We start from the raw sequence: 11,458 nt of genomic DNA on the forward strand, positions 1-11,458 counted from the left end.
ACGCGTGACGCTTACCACACCCAGCCTGCATGGCCGGGGCCATGTCCGCCGAAGACAGCCTGTGAGGCGATGCGGGCTAGCGCAACCTCGCAAGGCTTGCGCCCGCCTCAACGCATCGCCGCCCGGCGCCTGACCGCGTTCGCGCCTTCTACCGGGCGCGAGCGCTCGGCTTACCCCTTCTGCGTTGCGATCCAGCGCTGGATCTTGTCCTGCAGGATATCCAGCGGCACCGAGCCGTCCTTGAGCACTTCGGTATGGAAGGCGCGCACGTCGAAGCGCGGCCCCAGCTCGCGCTGCGCCTGCTCGCGCAACTGCGCGATCTTCATTTCGCCCACCTTGTAGGCCAGCGCCTGGCCGGGGATGGCCATGTAGCGGTCCACCTCCGCCTCGGCGTCGGTGCGGGTCATGGCCGAGTTGTCGAGGATGTAGTCGATGGCCTGGGTGCGGGTCCAGCCCTTGCTGTGGAGGCCAGTGTCGGTAACCAGCCGAATCGAGCGCCACAACGCATTCTGCAGATAGCCGTAGGTGTTGTACGGGTCCTGATACAGCCCCAGCTCGCGACCCAGCGATTCGGCGTACAGCCCCCAGCCCTCGATGTAGGCGGTCTCGCCTCCGAGGCGTCGGAACTTGGGCAGGTCGGTCAGTTGCTGCTGCAGCCCGAGCTGGTAGTGATGGCCGGGAATCGCTTCGTGCAGGTACAGGCTCTCCGCTTCCCAGGTCTTGCGCGACGGCAGGTCGGAGGTGTTGACGTAGAAGATGCCCGGCGTGCCGCCATTGCTGCCATTCGCACTGGGGCGCATGTACGAGCCGCTGGCAGCCGCTTGCGCCCGCTGCGGTTCCACCGCGCGCACTTCCAGCGGCGGCATGTCCTGGATGTTGAACAGCCGCGGCACTGCGCCTTGCACGCGGCCCTGCAGGCCGCGGTAATACCCCACCAGCTCGGTGTCGCTGCGGAAGCTGAAGCGCTTGTCGGTCTGCATGAACTTGTAGAACTTGGGCAGGTTGCCGCGGAACTTGACCTGCTTGGCCAGCGCGGCGATCTCGCCCTGCAGCCGCGCGACCTCGTCCAGCCCGATCTGGTGGATCTGCTCCGGGCTCAGATCGGACGTGGTGCTCTGCCGCACGTCGTAGGCATACCACGCCGCACCATTGGGCAGCGCCGCCAGGCCGTCGGCATCGCGGCAGGCGGGCAGGTATTCGGTGGCGATGAAGCCACGCAGCGCCCGGTAGGCCGGCAGGATGCGCACCTCGATCAGCCGCTTGTACTCGGCGGTGATGCGCTGCTTGTCGGCCTCGGACATGTCGGCCGGCAGGTTGCGCACCGGGCCCCAGAACAGGCTGTCTTCGGCATTGCGCGCAATGATCGCGTCCAGCTGCGGCAGCACCTTCTGCATCAGGACCTTGGGCTGCACCACGCCTGCCTGCATGCCGGCGCGCATGTTGGCGATGGCCTGGTCGAACAGGTCGGGAATGCCCAGCGCACGCCGCGACCAGTTGTCGTAATCCTTGACCGTCTTGAACGGTTGCGCGCCGGTGCCCGAGCCCAGCACTACCGCGATGCTGGCGATGTTGTAGAACTGGTTGATCGGCAGCATCCAGCTGGGGAACTGCTCTGCGGCCAGCGCACTGCGCGCATCGCGCACGAAGATCTGGTAGCTGAGCAGGTCCTGCCCGCTCAGGCCGTCCGGCCCCAGCGCCTCGGCCTTGCCCAGCCACAGCACGGTGAAATCGTGCGACTGCTGGCGGAACGCCGGCGACAGGAAGTTGGGCAACTCGTCGTTGTAGCGGCTCTCGCCCTGGAAGGTGGCCTGCAGCGGATTGAGCTTGAGCGAGGCGTCCCAGTACTGGTCGTAGAGCAGGTTGAGCTGCTGCGCCTTGGTCAGCACCACCGGGGCAACGACCGGGCGTGGGCGCGCCTTGGCTGCCTTGCTGCCCTTGGCGGTTCTGGACGCCTTGGCCGCAGGCTTGGTGGTCTTCTTGGCTTTGCTCGCCTTCGCGCGCGTTTGCGTGGTCTGTGCCTTGGCGGTCTTCTTCTTGGCCGCATCGGCGGGCGCTGCCACTGACAGGCTCAACACAGCGGCGAGGGCCAGCGACAGCAGGCGGGAAAAGCTGAGGGGCATTACCGGCTCCGGAAACAAGCGAGCGGGGAGCTTGCCCGATCTGCACGGTTACGGCCACCCACTGCGGTCATACCGCCTATCGGCAATTCATGCGGCGCATGGGCGCGGACCGCGCTGCCCTGGCGTGGTGCGCTGCGGCATTGGTAGGGAATGTCGCATTCGACCACAGCGCAAGGTGCGCATGTCTGTCATGCGAGGGTAAGTACCACTGATGGTGAGGCGTTGCTGCGGCGATGCACCGGCGCGATGACTCGGCTAGACGCGGCCCGGTCACTCCGCGGCGGCTTCTTCGCGCAGTTGCTCTGCACGCTCGGCGCCCAGATACGCGCTGATGCCGCGCCGCGCCAGATACAGCAGCGGGATCAGTGCAATGGCAAAGCCCATCTTGTAGACATAGTTGAGTGTGCTCACCGCCAGGAACTGGTCGATGGACCAATGCTGCGGGCCGAGCACGAAGGCGATATAGATCACCACGAAGCTGTCCACCAGCTGCGACACCGCAGTGGAGCCGGTGGCGCGCAGCCACACGTGTTTTTCGCCGGTGACGCGGCGGATCCGGTGGAACACCGAGACATCGATCAACTGGCCGAACAGGAACGCCACCAGCGAGCCGCCGATGGTCCACAGCCCTTGCCCGAATACCGCCGCGAATGCAGCCTGGTAATCGGGAACACCCTGGCTCTGCGCCGCAGTCACCCACCAACCGGCCGGTGCCAGCGCGATGGCCGCGAACGCGAACGCGAAGCCATAGCCGATCAACGCCACCGCCACCCACGAGATGAAACGCACCCCGCGGCTGCCGAAGAACTCGTTGATGGTGTCGGTCATGATGAACACCACCGGCCACAGCAAGGTGCCGGCGGTGAAGCTGAGCGAGCCGCTCTGGCCGAACAGGTTCCAGTTCAACGGCGCGATGCCGAGCGTGTCTTCCAGCGCGAAGATCTTGACGCCGATGAACTCGGCCAGCGCTGCGTTGACGCAAAAGAACGCCGCCAAGGCAATGAACAGGCGGACCGCACGATCGTCGAGGGTACGCGCCTGTTTCATGGTCTCAGCGATCCGCAGTCCGGGTGAAGGGAACCGATTCGGGCGCCACGGCGCCGCCGGAGATGATGAAGCTCATTGCCTGATCCACGCTCCAGTCGGTGGGCGTGAGCAGTTCCACCGGCACGATCTCCAGATAGCCGGAGGTGGGGTTCGGCGTGGTCGGCACATACACTGCCGCCAGCTCGCGTCCGGTGCCCTGTTCCTTGATCACGCGGGTGACCAAACCGACTGACTTCATGTCGCGATGCGGGAAGTCAATCAGCACCACGCGTTGGGTACTGCCGGGCTGGGTCTGCAGGATGTCGAGCAGCTTGCGCGCGCTGTCGTAGACCACGCTGGCCAGCGGAATGCGCCGCATGATCGCCTCGAACCAGCGCAACAGGCGCTGGCCGATCACGCGCCGGCTCAGGATGCCGACAAACAGGATGGCGGCCACCGTGGCGATCAATGCGATGGTGTTCTGCACCCACAGCGCCTTGATCCAGCCCAGATAATCGGGGAACGAGGCCGCGATGCGCTCGGACAGCGGCACCACCCACGGGCTGCTGATCCCGGAAAGCAGCGAGAAAACGAACTTCACCACCACCCAGGTCAACCAGACCGGCAGCAGGGTGAGCAACCCGGTCAAAAAGACCCGTTGCAGGGAGGGGCGTGCGTGCGGAGTAGGGGATTCGGACATCTGCGCATTGTAGGCACTCGGCCGCGTCCGGTGGAGGTGGGGCGGGGATGTGGGATTGCGCATTCGGGATTGGTAACAGCGGCTGGCTGTGCGTGGAGCTGCTGCAACTCAGGCGATCGTGCGTCAATGGCAACGGCAACTGCAGTGGCACAGACGGCGGCACAGGCGCGCAGACAACAGGCACCGAGACCTGCACCGAGACCGAGACAGGCCCGGGCACCGACACAGGCAAAGGCACAGGCAAAGGCGCGGCCAAAGGCACCGACAAAGGCAGCGACAAAGGCACCGAGACAGGCTGCGGAACACCTCCCTTCTCCCACCGGGAGAAGGTGGCGCGCAGCGCCGGATGAGGGTACGTCCGCCACGGCTGCCTGAGTGAGCAGCCTCGGCGCTCTTCGTCCCACCGCAAGAGCGGAACTCCAAGCATGTCATCTACCTGGCGGGGCTTGTGTCCAAGCCGTACGCAGCTCTCACGCATCAGCTGCCGATGTATTTGCATCCTGAAACAACGCGGTGCCCACGCGACGACGCGCATTCGCTTGCCCATCGCATGCACGCGCCAGTGGCCTAAGATGCGCCACTACGCATGGAAGGTTGATCGGATGCTTACCAGATTCCTCAAGACAGCGTTGCTTGCCATTTGCATCCTGATGGCGGTGCTGGTGGCGCTGTACGCGACCTCCAAGCGCTGGCCGATTCCCCAGGCGCAACGTCAGGCATTGGCGCAGTTGCGCCAACCGCAGCCGCCGTTGCGTGGGACCAATATGTTCGCCGCGCTCTGGTCGCTGTCGTACGCCATGCCGGAGGCGCAGCGTGAGAACGTGCTGGCGCAGGATCTGGAACGGTTCAATCGATTGCCGGCAGGTGCAGCGTTCCAAAGTGCCGCTGCGCGGTATCCGCGCCAGCCGCAGTGGCCGTCGACCGCGCCTGCATTGTGCAGTGCCAGCGCTGGGAGCTGCCTGGATCTGGTCAGACAACAACCGCTCGCCTACGCCGATGCGCTCGCCGCCCAGGCGCCGCTGTTGGCAAGGCTGCGCGCGCTGGCAGATTACGGTGATTACCGCAGCCCGTTCCGGCCCGACATCAGTGCACTGCTACCGGAGTCGCCGCGGTTAACCCTGTCGATGACCGCCAATGCGCTGGATTTTGTCCAGGGACGTACCACGCAGGCGTTGTCCGGTGTCTGCGCCGATGCGCAGGTTGCACGTGTGCTGCTGCGCAGCGGCGATAACCTGCTGATGCCGATGATTGGCGCGGCGATGCTGCGCGGCAACGCGCACCTGTTCGCCGACATGCTGGCCGAATTGCCGACGCAGCATCCGTTGCCCGCGCAATGCACTACTGCCTTTGCGCCGCTGGCGGTGGACGACATCGCACTGTGCAATGCATTGCACGGTGAATCGCGTCTGGCATTTTCGATGCTGCAGGAGGATGCCTTGAGGCAAGACCGCCAACTATCCTGGCAGGATCGGTTTCCATTGCGGTTGCTGGACCCTGAGCGCACCCAGGCCTTGCTGGCACCGACCTACACCTGGGCCTGCGGCGCGCCGGTGCGCAACTTGCTGGCGCAGGATCAACCGGTTCCACACACGCTGATTCCGGAGCCCCAGACCACGTTGGTGGCCTGTATCGCCAATGCAACGGGGTGTTTGCTGGCAAGCGTGTCGCGTCCTGACTATGCCAATTATCAGCACAAGCTGCAGGACACCGCGGCTGCAGTGCGCGCGCTGGCAGCGGTGCAGTGGCTGCGTGATCGCCCTGCCGATGCAACGCCGCTCGCGCAGCGTCTGGCCGACCTGCCACCCGCGCTACGCGGGCAGGCGCGCCCGCTGCAGCCCGGTCACGATGGCAAGAGCCTGATGCTGCGTCAGTACGCAAAACCGATAGGCAACGCCGGCGAAGAGCGTTGGCCGCTGGCAGGCAGCGCGCTTGCGGCCCAGCGCGCTGCCCCATCGTTGCAGTAACGCAAGAGGATTTCTGCTCTGCCAGGCGGCTGCCTGCGTACGCCTTCTGTGCGTGCACGCGCAACGCCTGCAGTTGCGGCAGCTGCTTGACGACCATTCACGTGCGGCAAGCACAACGTAGCGAGCAGTCGTCAGGTTGGCCTGGATCGCATGGAAGACCCGCAGCGAAGTGGTATGCCGATCCCGACCACCGGCTGCTTCCGCTTTACAGCTCCGCGGTCGTTTGTAGCCGCTCTAAAGCTGCTGGGTAGTCGTTCGCCAGGAGCTGCTCGTTGCTGTGAGTGCTGATTGCGCGCGTTTGCTTGTGCCCGTTGCATGGCGCACGCAGCGGTTTGCGCTGCTGTCGCGCATGCCCACGCTCAAACCACCATGCCGCGTCCTTGCGGGACGCGGCATGTCATCACGGCAGCAGATGCTGAGGATGCAGAACGTACCCATCCACTCAGCGCACTCGAGCGCGCTGACCACACGGCGTGCTTAGAACCGGAAATTCAACCAGCCCATCACAAAGGTCGAATCGCCGTAGCCGGCTTTCTCCAACGCCGGACCCGCCATCAGGTGTTCGGCGCGGAAGGTCACCGACCAGTTCGGGTCGATGTTCCATGTGGCATTGATGCGCGGCATGGTGCCGATGCGACGCTCGCCGGTGCTCTGGGTGCGTGCGTAGGCGCGCGCCTGATTGTTGTAGATCGCATCGCTGGTGGTCTGGCGCCACAGGGTTTCCCATTCCAGATTCACGGTGATCTTGGACGTGGGCGAGAAGGTGAACGTGGGCGCGGCAGTGACCAGGTTCACCGGGCCGAAGAACGTGGCCCAGCTGAAGTAGATCGTATTGCCGTAGAGGAAGTTGTTGTTGCGCAGCGTGCCGGTGCCGGAAGCACCACCGCCACCGGAAGCGATTTCGCTATGGAAGCCCAGCCGCGGCTTCCAGCCGGTTTCGCTCAACGACCAGGCGTTGGAGGTGCTGGCCATGTAGGCGCGCAGGTCGCGTCCGCCGAAGCTGCCGCGCTGCACGGTCACGAACGAGTCGGTGCGCAGCTTGCCCACGTTGCCCCACAGGCGCAGGCCGTAGTAATTGCGATTTTCTTCGGCAGTCTGGCGGCCCCAGAGCTGGTTGTCGTTGCGGAACTGGTAGAAGAACGGCTCCAGATACATCGGCTTGGCGGTCGGCAAGCGGTAGCCGCCGACCACGCCGCGGAAGTGCCGCGAGCGGTCGATGCGGTCGTCGCCCAGGCCTTCGGTGCCATCCAGATTGAAGTTGAAATCGAACACGTCAACACGCGTTTTGTCGCCGATCGCCCAAGCGCGCACGCCGTTGAAGGTCACTAAGATGTCGGTGTTGTCGCGCAACGCCATCAGCGTGGTCGGGCCATCGACGAACACTTGCCGGCCCACACGCAGGCCCAGATCGGTATCGGCGGCGCGCCCCTTCACGTCGAAAAACACCTGCTGCAGGATCGCGTTGTTCTCCTGCGTACCGGTCTTGGCGCCTTCGTTGCGCCCATCCAGGCTGCCGTGCGCCAGCTCCGTATACAGACGGAAATGCTCGCCCACATGCAGGTCCGCCCCGAAGAAGGCGCGCAGCAGATACTGCTGCTGCGAAGGGCTGCCCGGAATCAGCCCCGGGTTGGTGATGGTGTTGCTGCGCACGCGCAGCTCGTTGCTGAGCGACACATACACATCGCCGGCGTCATTGAGCGGGATGTACTTGAGCGGGTCGAACGGGCTTTTGCGCTTGGACGGGTCTTTCAGATACGACCAGTCTTCGACCCAGCGCACCTGCCACATGTTGCCGCCCTGCTTGGCGCCCCAGCCCTGCGCTTCGAGCGGATAGCCCTTGGCGGTGGCAGGCGCCGCGGTGACCGGCTTTGCCGGCTCGGCCACGGCCTGCTCGGCTTTGACCGGGGCAGGTTGCACCTGCGCAACGCCGAGTGCCGGCAACGCCAACCCAATCGCAAGGCACAGGCGCCGCGTGGCACCAAAGGAAGTGTCAGCCATGGTCGGCTGCGCCAAGCGCGTCAATTGCATCGTATTGCCCCATCGAAAAGTGAAAAGCCCCTGAGCGAAACTTATCGGCGCGAGGGGCATTGACTGTAGTAAAGCCGCGCCGGAAACGCAGTAACCCAAAGGTTCTAAGCTCATGAACGCACTAGGGTTTGCGCAGGCGGGCGCTACTGGGGCGGAGAAAGGGGATTCGGCATTGGGGATTCGCAACGGCGACGCTGCGTTCTGCGGTGGAGCTCGCTGTGATGCTGACAATTGCTCAAACACGCTGGCGACCACGGCGTTGTTTTGTGTTGCGAATCCCCAATGCCGAATCCCCGATCCCGATCCCCGATCCCCGCCCATGACTACCGACACATTCGCTATAGCTAGATTTTACATAGCATCACCTTCGACCTAGTGGAGATGGCCGATGAGCGAGCCGGATGTCTACCTACGCAAATTTCAGAAGGAGCTGAGTGCCGGCACGGTATCGCTGGCCTTGCTGGCGGTCCTGGCCCAGGCCGATGAGCCGTTGTACGGCTATCTCATCGCCAAACGGCTGGAGCGGCTGGAAGGCGTGCTCAGCGGCAAGCAGAGCGCCTTGTATCCGGTACTGCGCAATCTGGAAGGGGCAGGGCTGTTGCAGAGTCATATCGAGCCATCTGCATCCGGGCCGCCGCGCCGTTATTACCGCATTACCGACAGCGGGCGAGACTGCCTGCGCGAATGGACCGCCGCCTGGCGCGCCACCCGTGATTCCGTTGACTCAGTCCTGCAGGGGACCCACTTATGAACACGATTGCGCAGTCACATCCGTTGCCGACCACCATTTCCGATTACTTGGCGCAGCTGCGGTAGGCGCTGGCGGGCGCCGAACCGGCGATGATCCAGGATGCGCTCTACGACGCAGAAGAATATCTGCGCGCCGAGCTTGCGGAACAGCAACGGCAAGAGCGAGGCGGAGGTCATTGCAGGCGTGGCTGCCAGCTACGGCGCGCCGGAGGAAGTGGCCGAGATCTACCGCGAAACCGAAATAACCGTGACCCGCGCGTTGCGTCCACCGGCGCCGCCCAAACGCGCGTCGTGGATTGCCAACTTCGGCCGACCCGCGTACCTACGGCGCACTGTTTTACATGCTGCTGTCGCTGCTCACCGGCGTGTTCTATTTCACCTGGGTCGTCACTGGCGCGAGTCTGTCGATCGGGCTGCTGATCCTGATCATCGGCGTGCCGCTGCTGGTGTTGTTCTTCGACTCGGTACGGGTGTTATCGCTGGTGGAAGGCCGCGTGGTCGAAACGCTGCTGGGCGTGCGCATGCTGCGTCGCCCGCAACATCCGGGCCTGCAAGGCAGTTGGCTGCAACGCATCGGCGCGATGTTCACCGACGTGCGCACCTGGAGCACGATGCTGTACTTCGTGTTGATGCTGCCACTGGGCACTCTCTATTTCACCGTGTCTTGCACGCTGCTGTCGCTGGGGCTGGCCGCTTCACCGCTTGTAGTGTTGTTCGACAACACTGCCGTGCTGACCTGGGATGGCGTGGACATCACCGGTTCCTGGTTGACGTTGCCGTTGTTCGCGGTGGGCGTGCTGTTGTTGTTCGTCACGCTGCATCTGGCGCGCGCCTTCGGCAAGCTGCACGGCATGTTCGCCAAGCAGCAGTTGGTGAAGGGTGGTGAAACGGCTGCGTGACGCGCGCGCGATGTATCGGCATGCACAGCATCGATGATGGCGTTGCTGGCTGGCATTGCTTCACCTGGACTGTCGCACGTAGAGAGCAGCTAGCAACACGTGGCGAGCAGTTGTCGGACGGGTGTGGGCAGCGGCCATGTAACGGAGCGTGCGAGCGAAACCTGCCGATTGTGGCCGCGGCCCGCGCACGCCTGGCGGCTGCGTAGCAGGTTTGCTGGCCGATCTTAGTCGCGATACAAAAAAATCCCCGGCCGTGCCGGGGATTTTATTTCTTGGATCAGGCGCGCTTGCCGCGCTTGCGGATCGGCGTCACGGTGGCCGGGTCGCGGCTGCCGACCGGGTCGGCATCGTAGCGGGCGATGAATTCGCGTACCTGCGGGTACACCACTTCACGCCAACGGCGGCCACTGAAGATGCCGTAGTGACCGGCGCCTTCCACCACCAGATGACGGCGATGCGCCGCATCGATGCCGGTGCAGAGATCGTGCACCGCCTCGGTCTGGCCGAGGCCGGCGATATCGTCCAGTTCGCCTTCGATACTCAGCAGCGCGGTGTTGCGGATCGCCGACGGCTTGACCAACTGGCCATCCACTTTCCACTTGCCCTGCGGCAGCAGGAAGTCCTGAAACACCACGCGGATCGTGTCCAGGTAATACTCCGCCGGCATGTCGAGCACAGCGTTGTATTCGTCGTAGAACTGCCGGTGCGCCTGCGCATCCTGCAGGTCGCCCTTGACCAGATCGGTGTAGAAATCCCAATGCGACATCACGTGCCGGTTGGGGTTCATCGACAGGAAACCGGCGTGCTGCAGGAAGCCCGGATACACCTGACGGCCATGGCCCGGATACGGGAACGGCACGGTGTGGATCAGGTTGTTCTGGAACCACTCGATGCCATTCTCGGTGGCCAGGTTGTTGACCTGGGTCGGGCTGCGGCGCGCATCGATCGGCCCGCCCATCATCACCAGCGAACGCGGCGTGGGTTCGTCGTTGCTCGCCATTAGCGACACTGCCGCCAATACCGGCACGGTGGGCTGACACACGCTCACCACATGCAGGCGCTCGGCGCCGATATGGCGGATGAACTCCTGGATATAGGTGATGTAGTCCTCGAGCCGGAACGCGCCGGCTTCCAGCGGCACCATGCGCGCGTCCACCCAGTCGGTGACATAGACCTTGTGGTTGCGCAGCAGGGTGCGCACGGTGTCGCGCAGCAGCGTGGCGTGGTGACCGGACAACGGCGCAACCACCAGGACGGCAGGCTGCTCCTTCATCTTGCCGATCAGCTCGACGTGGTCGCTGAAACGCTTGAAGCGCAGCAGCCGGCAGAACGGCTTGCTCAGCACTTCACGTTCGATGATCGGCAGCGAATGGCCATCGACCTCGACATCGTCGAGCGCCCAGGCCGGCTTTTCGTATTCCTTGCCCAGCCGATGGAATAGCTCGTTGCTGGCGGCCATGCGCTCGGCGCCGGGAAGCGAAGCCCACAAACTGTCGGGGTCGGAGAACATCTTGGCGTTCGCCTGGGCCTGATGCACCCATGGGGCCAGCAGATTGCGAGTCAGCTCATGCAGTTGATAAAGCATTCCACCCATCCGTGCGGTTTTGCTGCCACGCAGCATACCGGGTTTGGCGCATTTGCACCTTAATGGGGCTGCGGACGGTTGAGGCTGTCACGGAAGCTATGGCAGGCACAAGCAGCGTTATTTGCTGCTGTTTGTGGTCTTCCGGATGGCTCGCATGGCTGGAAGATCGCGTTCGGCAGCAGCCAACGTTGGGCCTGCAGAAGTAAGCCCCTCTCCTGCGGGAGAGCAACTGTCTTGATCAACTGGCGGCGCTAGCCGCCAGTTGATCTCGCATCTTGGCGTTGAGGATGACCAATAATTTGCGCATCGCCGCCACGAGGGCGACCTTGCCCGCTTTGCCCTGCGTGCGTAGCCGCTGGTAAAACTCGCGCAGGGCCGGGTTGAAG

Annotated in this window: 8 protein-coding genes and 2 pseudogenes; 4 read left to right on the forward strand and 6 right to left on the reverse strand. The window is 64.0% G+C overall.

Annotation, left to right across the window (positions count from 1 at the left end; translation table 11 throughout):
• Positions 1–170 precede the first annotated feature (170 nt).
• The 3 genes from A7D16_RS07860 to A7D16_RS07870 all read right to left on the reverse strand — a co-directional run bounded on the left by A7D16_RS07860 (position 171) and on the right by A7D16_RS07870 (position 3,846).
• Positions 171–2,120 (reverse strand): DUF885 domain-containing protein, encoded by a 1,950-nt coding sequence (locus A7D16_RS07860; protein ID WP_064631445.1) that lies wholly within the window; start codon positions 2,118–2,120, stop codon positions 171–173.
• 270 nt (positions 2,121–2,390) lie between these two features.
• The gene (locus A7D16_RS07865) at positions 2,391–3,167 is read right to left on the reverse strand and encodes a queuosine precursor transporter (protein ID WP_064631447.1); all 777 of its coding nucleotides are present in this window, start codon (positions 3,165–3,167) and stop codon (positions 2,391–2,393) included.
• Positions 3,168–3,171: 4 nt separating this feature from the next.
• Positions 3,172–3,846: a DUF502 domain-containing protein gene (locus A7D16_RS07870; RefSeq protein ID WP_064631449.1), complete on the reverse strand. Its 675-nt coding sequence runs from the start codon at positions 3,844–3,846 to the stop codon at positions 3,172–3,174.
• A 47-nt stretch (positions 3,847–3,893) separates the two neighbouring features.
• Here A7D16_RS07870 and A7D16_RS22995 point away from each other — a divergent pair, with 47 nt between their 5' ends.
• Together A7D16_RS22995 and A7D16_RS07875 are read left to right on the forward strand one after the other, a co-directional pair.
• Positions 3,894–4,196: a hypothetical protein gene (locus tag A7D16_RS22995; RefSeq protein WP_153043144.1), complete on the forward strand. Its 303-nt coding sequence runs from the start codon at positions 3,894–3,896 to the stop codon at positions 4,194–4,196.
• A gap of 252 nt (positions 4,197–4,448) precedes the next feature.
• Positions 4,449–5,810 carry a hypothetical protein gene (locus A7D16_RS07875; RefSeq protein WP_064631451.1) on the forward strand — a complete coding sequence of 454 codons (1,362 nt, stop codon included), beginning with the start codon at positions 4,449–4,451 and terminating at the stop codon, positions 5,808–5,810.
• Between the two features lie 477 nt (positions 5,811–6,287).
• Here the strand turns inward: A7D16_RS07875 and A7D16_RS07880 are convergent, their stop codons facing one another.
• Positions 6,288–7,838: an alginate export family protein gene (locus A7D16_RS07880; RefSeq protein ID WP_064631453.1), complete on the reverse strand. Its 1,551-nt coding sequence runs from the start codon at positions 7,836–7,838 to the stop codon at positions 6,288–6,290.
• Between the two features lie 388 nt (positions 7,839–8,226).
• Between A7D16_RS07880 and A7D16_RS07885 the strand changes: the two genes are divergently transcribed.
• Together A7D16_RS07885 and A7D16_RS07890 are read left to right on the forward strand one after the other, a co-directional pair.
• On the forward strand, positions 8,227–8,589 hold the full coding sequence (locus A7D16_RS07885; protein ID WP_064631455.1) for a PadR family transcriptional regulator: 363 nt from the start codon (positions 8,227–8,229) through the stop codon (positions 8,587–8,589).
• Positions 8,586–9,487: pseudogene (locus A7D16_RS07890) on the forward strand (sensor domain-containing protein). The gene A7D16_RS07885 and the pseudogene A7D16_RS07890 overlap by 4 nt, the downstream one beginning before the upstream one ends.
• A 277-nt stretch (positions 9,488–9,764) precedes the next feature.
• Here A7D16_RS07890 and A7D16_RS07895 read toward each other — a convergent pair.
• Together A7D16_RS07895 and A7D16_RS22420 are read right to left on the reverse strand one after the other, a co-directional pair.
• Positions 9,765–11,108: a polyhydroxyalkanoate depolymerase gene (locus tag A7D16_RS07895; protein WP_082925755.1), complete on the reverse strand. Its 1,344-nt coding sequence runs from the start codon at positions 11,106–11,108 to the stop codon at positions 9,765–9,767.
• 202 nt (positions 11,109–11,310) lie between these two features.
• Positions 11,311–11,458: pseudogene (locus A7D16_RS22420) on the reverse strand (IS110 family transposase); the annotation flags it as partial.

It is taken from the genome of Xanthomonas nasturtii (genome assembly GCF_001660815.1).
Classification (GTDB): Bacteria; Pseudomonadota; Gammaproteobacteria; order Xanthomonadales; family Xanthomonadaceae; genus Xanthomonas; species Xanthomonas nasturtii.

Coding starts and splice junctions, on each gene's coding strand:
- A7D16_RS07860 (WP_064631445.1), bottom strand. CDS start 2,120: ATGCCCCTCAGCTTTTCCCGCCTGCTGTCGCTGGCCCTCGCCGCTGTG.
- A7D16_RS07865 (WP_064631447.1), bottom strand. CDS start 3,167: ATGAAACAGGCGCGTACCCTCGACGATCGTGCGGTCCGCCTGTTCATT.
- A7D16_RS07870 (WP_064631449.1), bottom strand. CDS start 3,846: ATGTCCGAATCCCCTACTCCGCACGCACGCCCCTCCCTGCAACGGGTC.
- A7D16_RS22995 (WP_153043144.1), top strand. CDS start 3,894: ATGTGGGATTGCGCATTCGGGATTGGTAACAGCGGCTGGCTGTGCGTG.
- A7D16_RS07875 (WP_064631451.1), top strand. CDS start 4,449: ATGCTTACCAGATTCCTCAAGACAGCGTTGCTTGCCATTTGCATCCTG.
- A7D16_RS07880 (WP_064631453.1), bottom strand. CDS start 7,838: ATGCAATTGACGCGCTTGGCGCAGCCGACCATGGCTGACACTTCCTTT.
- A7D16_RS07885 (WP_064631455.1), top strand. CDS start 8,227: ATGAGCGAGCCGGATGTCTACCTACGCAAATTTCAGAAGGAGCTGAGT.
- A7D16_RS07895 (WP_082925755.1), bottom strand. CDS start 11,108: ATGCTGCGTGGCAGCAAAACCGCACGGATGGGTGGAATGCTTTATCAA.